Origin of the sequence: Microbispora triticiradicis (assembly GCF_005864065.1) — a bacterium.
Classification (GTDB): domain Bacteria; phylum Actinomycetota; class Actinomycetes; order Streptosporangiales; family Streptosporangiaceae; genus Microbispora; species Microbispora triticiradicis.
The window spans coordinates 784,345-799,318 of sequence record NZ_VANP01000001.1 but is presented as its reverse complement, the minus strand read 5'-3'; the positions used below and the strand labels follow the sequence as shown (position 1 = coordinate 799,318).

11 protein-coding genes are annotated in these 14,974 nt (G+C 74.1%); 4 read left to right on the top strand and 7 right to left on the bottom strand.

All coding sequences use genetic code 11. The annotated features are described in order from the left end of the window. Positions 1–75: 75 nt before the first annotated feature. Positions 76–3,315, bottom strand: a complete 3,240-nt coding sequence (locus FED44_RS03855) for a BTAD domain-containing putative transcriptional regulator (RefSeq protein WP_138459753.1) — start codon at positions 3,313–3,315, stop codon at positions 76–78. Between the two features lie 112 nt (positions 3,316–3,427). On the opposite strand from FED44_RS03855, the gene FED44_RS03850 reads away from it, so the two are divergent. From FED44_RS03850 to FED44_RS03835, 4 genes are all read left to right on the top strand, one after another. Continuing rightward, entirely contained in the window at positions 3,428–4,015 is a 588-nt protein-coding gene (locus FED44_RS03850; protein WP_138459752.1) for an NADPH-dependent FMN reductase, read from the top strand. A 32-nt stretch (positions 4,016–4,047) separates the two neighbouring features. Then, entirely contained in the window at positions 4,048–4,611 is a 564-nt protein-coding gene (locus tag FED44_RS03845) for a dihydrofolate reductase family protein (RefSeq protein WP_138459751.1), read from the top strand. A gap of 175 nt (positions 4,612–4,786) precedes the next feature. Further along, entirely contained in the window at positions 4,787–6,583 is a 1,797-nt protein-coding gene (locus tag FED44_RS03840; protein ID WP_138459750.1) for a glycoside hydrolase family 15 protein, read from the top strand. Further along, positions 6,583–7,647, top strand: a complete 1,065-nt coding sequence (locus FED44_RS03835) for a glucose 1-dehydrogenase (RefSeq protein ID WP_138459749.1) — start codon at positions 6,583–6,585, stop codon at positions 7,645–7,647. The genes FED44_RS03840 and FED44_RS03835 overlap by 1 nt, the downstream gene beginning before the upstream one ends. 799 nt (positions 7,648–8,446) lie before the next feature. Here FED44_RS03835 and FED44_RS03830 read toward each other — a convergent pair. From FED44_RS03830 to FED44_RS03805, 6 genes are all read right to left on the bottom strand, one after another. Further along, positions 8,447–9,691: an RNA polymerase sigma factor gene (locus FED44_RS03830; RefSeq protein WP_138459748.1), complete on the bottom strand. Its 1,245-nt coding sequence runs from the start codon at positions 9,689–9,691 to the stop codon at positions 8,447–8,449. 33 nt (positions 9,692–9,724) lie between these two features. Then, complete coding sequence (locus tag FED44_RS03825; RefSeq protein ID WP_111697446.1) at positions 9,725–10,078, bottom strand: YciI family protein; 354 nt, start codon at positions 10,076–10,078, stop codon at positions 9,725–9,727. 113 nt (positions 10,079–10,191) lie between these two features. Beyond that, a complete protein-coding gene (locus tag FED44_RS03820; protein ID WP_138459747.1) occupies positions 10,192–11,052 on the bottom strand; it encodes a (2Fe-2S)-binding protein in 861 nt (286 codons plus the stop codon). A gap of 17 nt (positions 11,053–11,069) precedes the next feature. Then, entirely contained in the window at positions 11,070–11,639 is a 570-nt protein-coding gene (locus tag FED44_RS03815; RefSeq protein ID WP_138459746.1) for a GNAT family N-acetyltransferase, read from the bottom strand. Then, entirely contained in the window at positions 11,629–14,130 is a 2,502-nt protein-coding gene (locus FED44_RS03810; RefSeq protein WP_138459745.1) for a penicillin acylase family protein, read from the bottom strand. Before FED44_RS03810 ends, FED44_RS03815 begins: the two co-directional genes overlap by 11 nt. Beyond that, positions 14,127–14,966 carry an ABC transporter ATP-binding protein gene (locus FED44_RS03805; RefSeq protein ID WP_244301690.1) on the bottom strand — a complete coding sequence of 280 codons (840 nt, stop codon included), beginning with the start codon at positions 14,964–14,966 and terminating at the stop codon, positions 14,127–14,129. The genes FED44_RS03810 and FED44_RS03805 overlap by 4 nt, the downstream gene beginning before the upstream one ends. Between the last annotated feature and the right edge of the window lie 8 nt (positions 14,967–14,974).

The window sequence follows — 14,974 nt, the reverse complement described above, 5'->3', positions numbered from 1 at the left end:
GAATCACGAAAAATGCGGGGTTCTGCGCCCGTTGACGCTTTATATACGCCTATGGCGGGATTATTGACGTCGCCACTACGAAGATCGCTGCATCGCGCGATCCGGGTGCTCCCGGCCGTGCCGGGCGCGCGCCGCCTCGGGGCCGAGGAGGGAGCCGCGGGCGCGGGCGGCGGTGAACGAGTCCTCGCCGAGGGCGTCGCGGCAGGCGGCGGTGACGCGGTCGAGGTCGGCCCGTTCGGCCGGAGCGGGGGGCAGCCGGTTCGCGTCGCGGGCCGCTTCGGCGGCGCCGAGCACCTCGGCCGCCCCGGCGTGGTCGCCTGTCAGGGCGAGCGCCCCGGCCAGTCCCTCCAGCGCGCCCACCTGGTCGCGCGGCGCGTCCAGCCGCGCCGCGAGGTCGAACGCCTCCAGGTGCAGGCGCAGCGCGGCGCCGGCGTCGCCGCGCAGTTCCGCGGCGAAACCCAGCTCCACCAGGAGCATCGGGACGTGTACGGACGGCGGGTCGTCCTCGTGCGCCGGGGGATACGGCGCGGCCTCCAGCAGCCGCCGCAGGTGTGTCTCGGCCGTGTCGAGGTCGCCGCCGCGCCGGGAGGCGTAGGCGAGCACGGTCCCGGCGAAGACCTCACCGGGCCGGTATCCCTGCTCACCGGCCAGGCGCAGCGCCCTCGCGCCGTCGTCGAGGGCCGCCGCGTGGTCGCCCTGCTGGGTGTGGATCCAGCCGAGCCAGCACAGTCTGGTCGCGACCTCCGGCCACAGCCCGAGCTCCTCGGCCATGCCGAGGGCCTCCCGGTGCAGGCGAATGGCGCGCGCGTGGTCGCCGGTGGCCTCGGCCAGGGCGGCCAGCCAGGCCGTGGCGCCCATCCGGGCCCAGCGGTCGCCGATCTCGGCGAACATCCGCGCGCTCCGCGCCGCGTCGCGTTCCAACGCCGCCAGGTCACCGCGTACGTGGGCGAGCTGGGCACGGGTCATGAGGGCGGCGGCCTCCGCCCACCGGTCGCCACCGGCCACGGCGGCGTCGAGGGCGCGGGCCAGCAACTTCTCGCTGTCGGCGAGGTCCAGGTAGCCGAGCGAGGCGTGGGCGAGGAACCACACGGCCCTGCCCCGGCCGGCGTCCAGCCGGTCCGCGACCGCCGCGCCGCCGGTGGCGTCGCCCTGCAGGGCCGCGAAACCGGCCAGCCATATCCGGACCTCGTCGGCGAGACGCGCGAGGTCCTCCCCGACGTGCCCCGTGCTGACCGCCGTGCCGTCCTCGGCGAGGGAGAGGGCGGCCTGGAGGGAGCGCCGGGCCTCGGTCAGCCGCCCGCGCAGGAACCAGTGCCAGGCGAGGGCGCCGGTCAGCCGCAGCGCGGCGGCGGCGTCCCGGTCCGCCAGGCAGTGGTCCAGCGCGGCGCGCAGGTTGGCGGCCTCGGCGTCGAGGAGCCGCAGCGTCCGGCGCTGCTCGGGGCCGCGGAGCAGGGGCGCCGCCCGCTCCGCGAGGGCGAGGTAGTGGTCCCGGTGCCGCCGCCGGATCCGCTCCCGTTCCCCGGCCTCCGCCAGGCGGTCCGCGCAGTAGGCGGCCACCGACTCCAGCAACCGGTAACGCGGTCCCTCCGGGGTCGGCAGCATCACGACCAGCGAGCGGTCGACCAGCCGTACGAGCAGGGTGAGCACGTCGAGGTCGTCACCGCCGCACACGGACTCGGCGGCCTCCACCGTGCATCCGTCGGCGTGGACGGCCAGCCTGCGCAGCACCGTCCGCTCAGGGACGGTCAGCAGCTCCCAGCTCCAGTCGATCATCGCCATGAGCGTCCGCTGCCGGGGCGGGGCGCCGCGGTGGCCGGTGGCCAGCAGGCGGAACCGGTCGTCCAGCCGGTCCACCACCCCCTGCACGCCCAGCGCGCGGACCCGTGTCGCGGCCAGTTCCAGGGCGAGCGGGATGCCGTCCAGGCGGCGGCACAGCAGGCCGACGGCCGCGGCGTTGCCGTCGTCGAGCGTGAAGCCCCGGACTGCGGCGGCCGTACGCGCGACGAACAGCCGCACGGCGCTGGACTCCGCCAGCGCGCCCGGCCCCGCGTCGCGGCCCGGGACGTCGAGCGGTGGCACGTCCCACACGACCTCCCCCGCCAGGGCGAGCGGTTCCCGGCTGGTGGCGAGGATCCGCAGGCCGGGGGAGGTCCGCAGCAGGCGCTCCGCCAGGGCCGCCACCTCGTCGATCACGTGTTCACAGTTGTCCAGGACGAGCAGGAGGTCTCTGGACCGCAGCGCCGCGGACAGGTCGGCGTGGTCGCCCTCCCTGATGTCGAGAGCCGCGGTGACCGCGTCGGCCACCGCACCCGCCCGAAGACCGTTCCGCACCCCGTTCCTCACCCCGGCCAGCTCGACGAGCCACACACCGTCGGGCAGGTCCCGCCGGCCGCCGGCGACCTCGGTCGCGAGCCGGGTCTTCCCCACGCCGCCCGGGCCGGTCAGCGTCACCAGCCGCTCGTCCCGCAGCAGCGCGCCGATCTCGGCGACCGCGCTCTCCCGTCCGACCAGCTCGGTGTGCGGGGCGGGCAGGTTCGAGCGGGGCCGCCGGTCCGGTGCGGGCGGCGCCTGCAGGTCCTGGGTGAGGATCGCCCGCTGCAGCGCGGCGAGCTCGGGGCCGGGGTCCAGCCCCAGCTCGTCGCCGAGCAGGCGGCGCAGTTCCTCGTAGCTCTCCAGCGCCTCGCTCTGGCGTCCGGCGCCGTACAGGGCCCGCATGTACGCGGCCCGCAGCCGTTCGCGCAGGGGATGGGCGGCGACCAGGTCGCCGAGCTCGGCGGCGAGCACCGCGTGCTCGCCGAGCGCCAGCCGGGCCTCGGCCGCGTCCTCCAGCGTGGTCAGCCGCTGCTCGGCCAGTCTCGCGATCACGGCCTGGGCGAACGGCTCGTCGGCGAAGTCGGCGAACGCCGGGCCGCGCCACAGGGCCAGCGCCTCGGCGAACAGGGCCGCCCCGGCCCTCGGGTCGCCGGCCTGCCGGGCCCGCGTGGTGAGCGCGTGGAAGCGCCGGACGTCCACCGCCTCGTCGTCCAGGAGCAGCCGGTAGGCCGGCGGGCGGGAGACGACGAGCTCACGCGCCCCCGGTTGCGCGTCCTCCAGCGCCCTGCGTAGCTGGGAGACCTTGGCCGACAGCGCGCCGAGGGGATTGCGCCGCGGCGGATCGTCCCCCCACAGGTCGTCGATCAGCCGGTCGGCGGAGACCGGCCGCCCGTCGTTGAGCAGCAGCACGGCGAGCAGGGCGCGCACCTTCGCGCCGGGCACCGCCACCGGCTCGCCCCCCGCCGTCCACACCGCGAGCGGACCCAGGACCCCGAAACGCATGCTGCGCACCCTAACGCCCGGGGCGAGAGGACACCGTAAACGAACCGTAAACGCCCCCTGCGAGAGTCGGGGACATCAGCCGGACGGCGAAGCGGGAAAAGGGAGGCCGAGGATGCCGGACACCACGAGACCAGTGCTGGCGGTCATCATCGGCAGCACCCGCAGCGGCAGGTTCGGCCCCACGGTGGCGCAGTGGTTCACCACGCGGGCGCGCCGGCGCGGCGACTTCGAGATCGACCTGATCGACCTCGCGGAGACCCGCGTCCCGGCGACCCTCGGCGACCACGACGACCTCGTCCCGCCGCAGGTGGCGGAGCTGGGCGCGCGCCTGGCCGCCGCCGACGCCTTCGCCGTCGTCACCCCGGAGTACAACCAGAGCTTCCCCGCGTCGCTCAAGACCGCGATCGACTGGTACTACGAGGAGTGGCACGCCAAGCCGGTCGCCTTCATCTCCTACGGCCGGGAGTCCGGCGGCCTGCACGCCGTCGCGCAGTTGCGGCAGGTCTTCGCCGAACTGCACGCGGTGACGCTCCAGGGCACCATCAGCCTCCCGTGCTACTGGGACCTGTTCGCCGCGGACGGAAGCTGGCCGAAGGACGGCGCCGCCTGCAACACCAGCGTCACGACGATGCTCGACCAGCTCGCCTGGTGGGCCGCCGCGCTCAGCGAGGCCCGCGCCAGGAATCCGTACGTCGCCTGACCTCTCACTCAGCGAAGAAGAAGGAACACATCATGCGCAAGCTCAAGCTTCAGGTCCAGACCACCCTCGACGGCTACATGGGTGGCCCGCACGGCGAGATGGACTGGATGACCTTCCCGTGGACCGACGACCTCGGCGCCTACATCACCGGGCTCATGGAGAACGTCGACCACATCGTCCTGGGCCGCCGGCTCGCCGAGGGGTTCATCCCGGCCTGGGCGTCCGGTCCCGAGGGGGAGACCCAGGAGGCCATCGACTTCATGAACAACACGCCCAAGACCGTCATCTCCAACGACCTCGCGGAGTCGCCCTGGGACAACGCCGTCGTGGCCGGTGGCGACCTCGCGGAGACCATCGGCAAGCTCAAGGCCCAGCCGGGCGGCGACCTGATCACGTACGGCGGCAGCACGCTGGTCACGAGCCTGATCGCCGCGGACCTGATCGACGAGCTCAACCTGTTCGTCAACCCGGCCGCGATCGGGGCGGGCCTGCCGGTGTTCCCCGGCGGCGGCGACAAGAAGCGGTTCCGCGTCGTCTCCGTGACGCCGTTCGACTGCGGAGTCACCGCCGTGCGCCTGGAGCCCAGGCGCGGCTGACGGCTCGGCGGGTCATCGGGCAGGACGGGCAGGAGCGCGTTCCGGGAGCTCCTGCCCGTCCGGCACCGCCTCCGCCCCGCCCTTCCGCCGCACAGTTTCGTTGCACAGTACATACGTTCCCTTTGCCGGGGTAGCGCGCCGGTTCAGGAGTGGTGGACGGCTGTGGGGGCGCGCGGTGGCGTTGCGGATCGAGGACTACGGACTGCTCGGTGATCTGCAGACGGCGGCGCTGGTCGGCCGGGACGGGTCGGTCGACTGGCTGTGCCTGCCCCGGTTCGACGCCCCGGCGTGCTTCGCCGCCCTGCTCGGTGACGAACGGGCCGGCTTCTGGCGGGTGGCCCCCGCCGCGGGCGGGCTGTGCACGCGCCGCCGCTACCGGGGCGACTCCCTCGTGCTCGAAACGGAGTGGGACACCCCCGAGGGCTCCGTACGGGTGATCGACGCGATGCCGCCGCGCGGCGAGGCGGCCGACGTCGTACGCGTGGTCGAGGGCCTGAGCGGACGGGTGCCGATGCGGATGGCGCTCCGGCTGCGGTTCGACTACGGCCACATCGTGCCCTGGGTGCGGAGCCGGGACGGCGAACTGGTCGCGGTCGCCGGGCCGGACGCCGCCTGGCTGAGCACCCCGGTGCCGCTGCGCGGCGAGGACATGACCACCTACGCCGACTTCACCGTCGCCGCCGGGCAGCGGGTGCCGTTCGTGCTGACCTACCGGCGCTCGCACGAACGCACGCCCAAGCCGGTGGACGCCGAGCGGGCCATCGCCGACACCGAGGCGTTCTGGACGTCGTGGCTGCGCGGCTTCCGCTACGAGGGCCGGTGGGAGGACGCGGTCCGCCGCTCGCTGGTCGTCCTCAAGGCGCTGACCTACAAGCCGACCGGCGGCATCGTCGCCGCGGTCACCACCTCGCTGCCGGAACAGCTCGGCGGCCCGCGCAACTGGGACTACCGGTTCTGCTGGCTGCGCGACGCGACGTTCACGCTGCAGGCGCTGCTCGGCACCGGTTTCGTCGCGGAGGCCAAGGCGTGGCGGGAGTGGCTGCTGCGGGCCGCGGCCGGCGATCCGGCCGACCTGCAGATCATGTACGGCATCGACGGCACCCGCCGGCTGCCCGAATACACGATCGACTGGCTGGCCGGCTACGAGGGGTCGGCTCCGGTGCGGGTGGGCAACGCGGCGTCCGGCCAGTTCCAGCTCGACGTGTGGGGCGAGGTCCTGGACGGGCTGCACCTGACCCGCATGGCGGGCATCGAGTCCGAGGAACAGGCCTGGGACCTGCAACGCGCGCTGCTGGACTTCCTGGAGGGCCACTGGGACGACCCGGACAACGGGCTGTGGGAGGTGCGCGGCGACCGCCGCCACTTCGTGCACTCCAAGGTCATGGCCTGGGCGGGCATGGACCGGGCCGTGCGGGCCGTCGAACGGTTCGGCCTGGAGGGGCCGGTGGACCGGTGGCGGGCCACCCGGGACAAGATCCACGCCGAGGTGTGCGACCGCGGCTACGACCCGGGGCGGAACACGTTCACCCAGTTCTACGGGTCGAAGGGCCTCGACGCCGCCCTGCTGCTGATCCCCCGGGCGGGGTTCCTGCCCTGGGACGACCCACGCGTGCGGGGTACCGTGGAAGCGGTTCAGCGTGAGCTGTGCTCCGACGGCTTCCTGCTGCGTTACCGGCCCGGCGCCGACGGCGACGTCGACGGCCTGCCCGGCGCGGAGGGCGCGTTCGTCACCTGCACGTTCTGGCTCGCCGACGCCCTGTACGGCATCGGGCGGCACCGTGAGGCGTACGAGCTCTTCGAACGGCTGCTGGATCTGCGCAACGACCTCGGGCTGCTCAGCGAGGAGTACGACCCCGTCGCCCGGCGGCAGCTCGGCAACACGCCGCAGGCGTTCAGCCACGTCGGACTGGTCAACGCGGCCCGTCACCTGTCCGGAGCGGACCCGGCCGAGCACCTTGGAGGTGGGCGTTGATGCGCGCTCTCACCGTCGTCCCGCTGCGAAAGGACTCCCTCGCGGTCGTCGACGTCCCCGACCCGGAGCCGGGAGACGGCGACCTGCTCGTCGACGGCCTCGCCGTCGGAGTGTGCGGCACGGACAAGGAGATCGCCGCGGGTGACTACGGCTCGGCCCCGCCCGGCCGCGAGCGACTGGTCATCGGCCACGAGTCGCTGGGCAGGGTGCGGCGGGCGCCCGAGGGCAGCGGCTTCGCCCCCGGCGACCTGGTGGTCGGCGTGGTCCGGCGGCCCGACCCGGTGCCGTGCGGCGCGTGCGCGCACGGGCAGTTCGACATGTGCCGCAACGGCCGATACACCGAGCGCGGCATCAAGGACCTCGACGGGTACGCGAGCCAGGCCTGGGTGGTCGAGCCCGGCTACGCGGTGAAGCTGGATCCCGCGCTGGCGGACGTCGGGGTGCTGCTCGAACCCACCAGCGTCGTCGCCAAGGCCTGGGACGAGGTCGAGAAGGTCGGCGCCCGGGCCTGGTTCCACCCGAAGACGGCGCTGGTCACCGGCGCCGGGCCGATCGGCCTGCTGGCCGCGCTGCTCGGCGTGCGGCGCGGCCTGGAGGTGCACGTCCTCGACCGGGTCACCGACGGCCCCAAACCGGAACTCGTGCGCGACCTCGGCGCCGACTACCACACGGGCGACGCGGGCGAGGTCTCGGCGAAGATCCGGCCCGACGTCGTCATCGAGGCCACCGGCGCCGGACCGGTGATCTTCGGGGTGGCCTTCAACACCGCGCCGTACGGCATCGTCTGCCTCACCGGGGTCTCCTCCGCCGGGCGCCGGCTCACGATCGACGCCGGGAGCCTCAACCGCGACATCGTGCTGGAGAACGACGTCCTCATCGGGTCGGTGAACGCCAATCTCCGTCACTACGCCGCCGCGGCCGACGCCCTCGCGCAGGCCGACCACGTCTGGCTGAACCGGCTGATCACCCGCCGGGTGCCGCTGGAGTCGTTCGCCGACGCGTTCACCGCGGAACCCGAGGACGTCAAGGTCGTCATCACCCTGGACGACGGCACGCGGTCCTAACCCGCCCGCCCGCCGGAGCGGGGGCGTTCCGCATGAGCGCCCGGACCCGCCCGGCCGGCCGGGGGAACAGCGGGGATCACTCCGGCCCGATGAGGAAGAGCTGGTCCCTCGCGAAGGAGCAGGGCCGTTCGACGGCCTCGGCCCCCAGCTCGGCGACCATCACCTGCACTACTCCACCATGAAGGAATCGCATCATGGAACGTGCGTGTGGCGCCGCGCAAACGCGCGCGCCCACGGCTGCGACCAGCGCATGCGGCTGCTCACAAGTGACTTCCAAGTGCGGGGAGCCAGCCTGCGCCCATGCACTACACAACGATCACACGGTCCGGGCTTCTGCTCTCCCTGACCGCGCTTCTCGCCGTCTTCGCCGGCGACCTGGTGAATGCGGACGCCGCCCACGCCATACCGGCAAGTCCCAGCCCAAGCCCCGTCCTCACCATCAATCCCCGGCCGGCGCCGTTCCCCACCTTGAGCCCCATCGACGACCCGAGCCCCACACCTTCCAGCACCCCGACCTACAACCCGAGCCCCACACCCAGCGGCAATCCGACTCCCACAGCCAGTAGCACACCGACCTACAACCCCAGCCCGACACCCAGCGGCAATCCGACCCCCACAGCCAGCAGCACCCCGACCTACAACCCCAGCCCCACACCCAGCAGAAACCCCACCCCCACAGCCAGCACCCCGACCTACAACCCCAGCCCCACACCCAGCAGAAACCCCACCCCCACAGCCAGCAGCACCCCGACCTACAACCCCAGCCCCACACCCAGCCGCGGCTGATCAGGGCTCGGGCTCATTCCGGGGACAGTTTCCGGCGCAGGTGAGCGCGTTCGGGTTCGGTGCCGGCGAGGTCGAGGGCCCGCCGGTACGCTACGGCGGCCTCACCCTTCCGGCCCAGCCGGGACAGCAGGTCGGCGCATGCCACGTGATAGGGGTGATGATCCCGCAGCAGGGGCTCTTCCGCGAGCTGCTCCAGGAGCGCCAGCCCGGCCTGCGGCCCGTCGCGCATGGCGACCGCGACCGCGCGGTTCAGCGCCACGATCGGCGACGGAGTAAGCGCGAACAGGACGTCGTACAGAGCTACGATCTGCGGCCAGTCGGTCGTGGTGATGTCCGCCGCCTCGTCGTGCAAGGCGGCGATCGCGGCCTGCACGCCGTACGGCCCCACCGGGCCGCCGGTCAGCGCAACGGGCACCAGGGCCAGCCCTTCCTCGATCATCGTACGGTCCCAGCGGCCGCGGTCCTGGTCGGCGAGGAGCACCAGCCCGCCGCCGGGCCCGGTCCGGGCGTCACGGCGGGCGTGGACCAGCAGCATCAGCGCCAGCAGGCCGCAGACCTCCTGTTCGGCCGGCAGCAGCCGGCGCAGGATGCGCGCCAGGCGGATGGCCTCCTCGGCGAGGTCGGAGCGCTGCAGATCACACCCCGAACTGGCGACGTACCCCTCCGTGAAGATGGAGTAGACGACCTGGAGCACCCCTGCCAGCCGCTCCGGCCGTTCGTCCGGACTGGGCACACGGAACGGGATCCGGGCCTCGCGGATCTTCTTCTTCGCCCGGACGATCCGCTTCGCCATCGTGGCGACCGGGACGAGGAAGGCCCGGGCGACCTCGGGGGTGGTCAGCCCGGCGAGGCACCGCAGGCTCAGCGCGACGCGGTCCTCGGCGGGCAGGGCCGGGTGGCCGCAGGTGAAGAACAGCAGGAGCCGTTCGTCGGGCAGGTCGTCGCCGGCGCCGATCTCCGGAGCGGGCGGCGCGGCCCGCTCCGCCTCCACCTGCAGGATGGCCAGCCGGGCGGCGTACGCCGTGTCCCGCCGCAGGCGGTCGACCGCCTTGCGCCGCGCGGTGGTCGCGAGCCACGCCCCCGGGTTCGGCGGCACGCCGTCCACCGGCCAGTGCACCAGGGCCGCCTCCATCGCCTCGGCGGTGACCTCCTCGGCGAGATCGAGGTCGCCGAAGCGGCGCACCAGCGCGGCCAGCAGCCGGCCGCGCTCCTCCCGGAACACGGCCTCCACCGCCGTAGCCGCCCGGCCGTCCGTCATCGTCGGATCGTCACTCGTCGGATGCCGAACGCGTCAGATGTCGAACTCGGCCACCGGCCGCACCACGACCGACCCGCCGCCGCGCGACCCGGGGCAGCGGGCGGCCCAGTCCAGGGCGGCGTCGAGGTCGGGCACGTCGAGCACGTAGTAGCCGCCGAGCACCTCACGGGTCTCGGCGAACGGTCCGTCGGTGGTGATGGTCCGCTGCCCGTCGGGGGCGACCCGGACGGTCGTCGCGGTGGTCAGGTCGGCGAGGGAGTGCCCCGACACGTGGATGCCGGCGTCCCGCACCATCTTGTCGTAGGCGAGCCAGTCGTCGAACGACGCGCCCTCGACCTCCTCGGCCGGGCCTTCGGAGCTGCTGTTGATCAAAAGCATGTATTTCATGCCGAGCTTTCCTTCCCTGTGGGTGTCACGTGCGGGCGTCGCCGCACACCACCTCTACGGATGAGACCCTGCGGGATGGACACGATCGCCGGAAATTCTTTCCCGGCCGGAATCTAGGGTGTCCGCGCGGCCGGCACGCAGCAGGTGGAGCAGGGGTCGGCGTCCGGCAGCGTGATCCACAGGCAGCAGGTGCGGCGGCGGTACCCGTCGCCGTCGGGCGCGAGCAGCCCGGCGACCGGCGGTCCGATCTCCTCCAGCAGCCGGGCCGCCTCGGCGTACGGCCCGAGCGCGAGCAGCGGGTGGGCGACCGCCTCCGCGGTCGATCCCCACAGGGTGCGCTCCCCCACCCGCGCCACCGCGCTCAGCGCCTGCACGAACGGACGCTGGCCGTCGAGCATCGCCGCCCTGATGACCGCCGCCAGGTCCTCGACGACGACCGTGCCGGACGGCCCCGAGACCGGTGCCGCCAGGGTCGCGGCCACGGTTCCGGCGGTGGTTCCGCCGACGGCCGTGGCGGTGGTTGTCGCGGTGGTTGCGCCGACGGCCGTGGCGGTGGCCGTGGTTCCGGTGGGGATTCCGGTGACGGTTCCGGCCGCGGGGTCGTCGGGGAGCACGGCCACGGTCACTCGGGACGCCGCCAGCGTGATCCCCGCCGCCGACGGCCTGACCAGCGTGTCCTCCAGGCGCATCACGGGCACCCGCCGGTGGAGGGCCCAGCCGAGGACCATCGGCATCGTGTGCCAGTAGCCGTAGGTCTTCCACAGCAGCGCCGCCGCCACGTGACGCGGCGCGTTCCAGCGTGCCGCGGTCTCGTCCACGAACGCGAGCAGGACCTCGTACGGCTCCCGCACGAGGTCGGCCGCGGGGATCCAGCCGGGGGAGTCGTCGGCGACCAGCCCGGGCAGCACCCCCAGCACGCCGCCGCGCTCGGCCGCGAGGCCTTCCAGATGCCGGGAAAGGGCGTCGAGCAGCACTGCGTACTCCTTGGTTCTCAGCGGTCGTCTCGGGTCAGGAAGAGCAGCCGGGCGCGCTTGTCCGGCAGGTCGATCTCGGGCCCGAGCGTGAAACCGGTCCGCAGCATGCGGCCGATCACCTTCTCGTTGCGGGCATCCGGCTCGGCGACGATCCGGGTGTGGGCGGGATCGGAGAACGCGTACGCCAGGAGGGCGGACAGCAGCGCGCCGGTGAAGCCGCGCTCGCCCTCCCCGGCGGCCGGGCCGACCAGCAGGTGGACACCGAAGTCGCCCGGCCGGACGTCGTAGCACTCACCGACCGGGTCCGCCTCCGGCTCGTAGGTCTGGAGGAGCGCCACCGGCCGGTCGTCGCGGTGAACGAGGTAGGCGTGGTGGGTGGTCAGCCCGTCCAGGTAGTCGTAGATCTCCAGGACCCGCTCGGGGCTCGCGTCGAGCATGCCCCAGAACCTCGCCCGCTCCTGGGTGACCCACGAGTGGATCAGAGCGGCGTCGGCCGCCGGATCCACCGGGACGATGCGGACGGTGCCGAACCCGGCCACCACCTGCTCGTACACGGCCGCCCGCCGGGCGGAAGCCTCAGAGATCATGTCGTTCCTCCGTCAGCAGGGTCCAGTCGGTGACCAGGGGCACGAGCTCGCCGCGCACCCACAGCGGCTGCTGGTCACGGTGGTGGGGGTCGCCCGGCACGCCGCTCGCGCCGAACGGGACGACCCAGAGACTCGCGTCGCGCCGCGCGAGGTCCCAGACGTAGCGGGCGGCCGGGCCGCGGGCGCAGTGATGGGTGACACCCGGCACGCTGGACGTGCACAGCACACAACCGTGGTCACCCGAGATCCCCGGCTCCGCCTGCGCGGCGCCGGAGGGGTCCGACGGAGTGGCCGCTGAAACGGGCAGCGCCCGCCAGGGGACGAGCCGGTGCAGGTCACCCCACCGGACGCCGGTCTCGCCGCGAGCCGCCACGTCCTCCAGCGCGGCCCGCGCTATCTCGGCCAGATCGTCAGGGCCGAGCCCGGGGAGCCGGTCGGTCGTCAGCAGGGTCTCCAGGGCGTGCGCGATCCGGGGAGCCGCCACCAGCCACGGCCGGAACACCTCCGGACACGCGACACCTTCACCCGGCGCCTCCCGGTCACCGTCAACGGGCGGCCCGCCGTCGGCCTGTGCGGGACGAGCCTCCGCGGGAGTGCCCGTATCCGGGCTGTGCGCCTGTTCGGGCTGGAGCGGGTGCGACAGATCGGCCAGCGGCGCGAGCGCGGGATGGGCCGCCAGGCGCCGCACCACCTCGGCACGCACGGCCGCGTACGCCGCGGCGCCGGCGCTGTCCGCGTCCATCCGCCGGTCCCAGCCGGTGAGCCGGTCCCGGAGGCGTACGGCGCCGGGACTGAGCCCGGTCAGCCCGGCCAGCAGCCCCAGCAGCGGCCGCGCGCCGGGCAGGAGCGTGTCGGTGTGGATCGCCGCCATGTCCCCGGCGGACCAGACGGGGGCGGCCTCCAGGAGGGCCCTGATCCGATCGGCCCGGTACGGCGGGGCGAACTCGACGCCGAACGGAGCCGAGATTCCTCGTTCGTTGGCCATCACCGCGATCCCGGTGACCTCCCGGCGGGGCATCGGCGCGTGCCTGCCGCGCCACTCGTGGCCGGGCTCCCAGGCGGGCACGACCCGCTGCGAGTTGCCCGGGTGGCGGACGGGCACCAGACCGGCGACGCGGTGCAGCAGGCCGCCGCCGGTGTCCGCGGCGAGCACGACGTTCACGGGCTCCACCCACCGGTCGAACGCCCGGTCGACGTCGGCCACGGTCCTGGCCCGCAGCAGGGCGGGAAGCGTCGCGAATCCCAGGTCGTGGAACACCCGCGGCGGGTACCGCAGGCTCACCCCCTCCCACTCGCCCGCGCGCTCGTCCTCGCGTCCGGCATCCAGCTCGTCCTCGCGCCCGGTGTCCTGCCCGGTGTCCTGCCCGGTGTCCGGGCCGTCCTCCCACTCGCCCGCGTGGCCGGTCGGCGACCCGGCGTCCCGCCCGCCTTCCCGCCCGGCGTCCCGGTCGCGAGGAGCGCGTCCCTTCGTCTCCTGCCGCGCGCGCCCGTACGGCAGGGGAGACTCGCCCATGACGACCGGGCCGCGTTCGGTCTCGATCACCTCCACCTCGACGGGCTCGCCTCCGGCGACCTCGACGACCTCGGTATAGGCCGTGGCGGGCCGCCAGCCGGCCGGGCCGAGCGCCTCGACGCGGCCGTCCCGGCGCCGGAGGCGTTCGCGGAAGAGGTCCTGGTAGTCGGCCATGGCGTTGGTGATCGCCCAGGCGACCGTCCCCGCGTGCCCGAAGTGGGCGATGCCCGGAACTCCCGGCACGGCCAGCCCGGCCACGTCGAACTCCGGGCAGGCCAGGTGGATCTGCTGGTAGAAGCCGGGGTCCTCGATGATCCGGTGCGGGTCTCCGGCGATGATCGGCGCCCCCGTGCGGGTGCGGTCGCCGGGGACCAGCCAGCCGTTGCTTCCGGAGGTGCCCGGCCCGTCGGTGGCGAACAGCGCCACGGCCTCCGCGCCGAGCCGGGCGGTGACGGCCTCACGCCACAGTTTCGCCGGGACGTGCGCGAACAGGACGTGGTGCGACAGCCAGACCGCCAGCGGCGTCCACGGCTCCCACCGGCCCGGCACGAGCGCGGCCGCGCCGTCTCCTGCCGCGCCGTCGTCCCCGGCGGGGCCGGGCCCTGTCTCGTCGTGACCGGCCGCGTCCGACGCCTGCCCTGCCGTCCGGAACTCCGGGGTGCGGCGGGCTCCCTCGGGCAGGCCCGCGTTGACGCCGTCCACGTACGCGCCCACCCATGCCGCGGTGTCCGCGTCGAGTGCCCGGAGGCAGCGCCGGGCGGTGTCGTCCAGCCGGACCTGCCGTACGAACCGGTCCCACGGGACGGCGTCCGCGCCGAGGACGGCCGCCGAGGTGCCGGCCCCACGGAGCCGCTCGACCTCGAGCTGCCAGGCCCGGTCCACCGCGGTGACGAACCCCTGGGCGTAGGCCAGTTCACGGGCGTCGCCCGCGCGCAGGTGGGGGATGCCCCACCGATCGCGGTAGATCTGCACGCTCACGACTCCTTCTCCCCCGTACGGCGGCGGGCGGCGGGGACGACCAGCGGAGTGCCGGTCTCCGGGTCGTCGATCACGCGGCAGGGGAGGCCGAAGACCTCCTCCACCAGGCCGGCGGTCATCACCTCGGCGGGAGCGCCGGAGGCCACGACGCGCCCGCCGCGCATCGCGATCAGATGGGTGGCGTAGCGCGCGGCGTGGTTGAGGTCGTGGAGCACGGCCACGAGCGTGCGCCCCCGCTCCTCGTGCAGCCGGGCGCACAGGTCGAGGATCTCGATCTGGTGGGCGATGTCGAGGTAGGTCGTCGGCTCGTCCAGCAGCAGCAGCGGCGTCTCCTGCGCCAGCGCCATCGCGATCCACACCCGTTGCCGCTGGCCGCCGGACAACTCGTCGACCAGGCGCCCGGCGAGGTCGGCGACCCCGGTGGCGGCCATCGACTCCCCCACGACCCGTTCGTCGTCCGCCGACCACTGGCGCAGCAGCCGTTGGTGGGGATACCGGCCGCGGCCGATCAACTCGGCGACCGTGATCCCGTCCGGCGCGACCGACGACTGCGGCAGCAGGCCGAGGGTGCGCGCGACCTTCCTCGCGGGCAGCGAGGTGACGTCCCGTCCGTCGAGCAGCACCGCCCCGGCGGACGGCCTGAGCGTGCGTGCCAGCGCCCGCAGCAGGGTGGACTTGCCGCAGGCGTTGGGCCCCACGACGACCGTGAAGGACCGGTCCGGGATGGCGACGTCCAGCCCTTCCACCACGACCCGCCCGTCGTACGCGAGGGTCAGCGCGTCGCCGCGCAACCGGGGCCCGTCGCCCCGCACGGCCTCCACCGCGCCGCTCACCACGTCATCAC

Excerpts from the sequence above, each read along its gene's own strand:
- FED44_RS03850 (WP_138459752.1), top strand. The coding sequence starts at position 3,428 with ATGCCGGACACCACGAGACCAGTGCTGGCGGTCATCATCGGCAGCACC.
- FED44_RS03855 (WP_138459753.1), bottom strand. The coding sequence starts at position 3,315 with ATGCGTTTCGGGGTCCTGGGTCCGCTCGCGGTGTGGACGGCGGGGGGC.
- FED44_RS03815 (WP_138459746.1), bottom strand. The coding sequence starts at position 11,639 with ATGATCTCTGAGGCTTCCGCCCGGCGGGCGGCCGTGTACGAGCAGGTG.
- FED44_RS03835 (WP_138459749.1), top strand. The coding sequence starts at position 6,583 with ATGCGCGCTCTCACCGTCGTCCCGCTGCGAAAGGACTCCCTCGCGGTC.
- FED44_RS03830 (WP_138459748.1), bottom strand. The coding sequence starts at position 9,691 with ATGACGGACGGCCGGGCGGCTACGGCGGTGGAGGCCGTGTTCCGGGAG.
- FED44_RS03845 (WP_138459751.1), top strand. The coding sequence starts at position 4,048 with ATGCGCAAGCTCAAGCTTCAGGTCCAGACCACCCTCGACGGCTACATG.
- FED44_RS03825 (WP_111697446.1), bottom strand. The coding sequence starts at position 10,078 with ATGAAATACATGCTTTTGATCAACAGCAGCTCCGAAGGCCCGGCCGAG.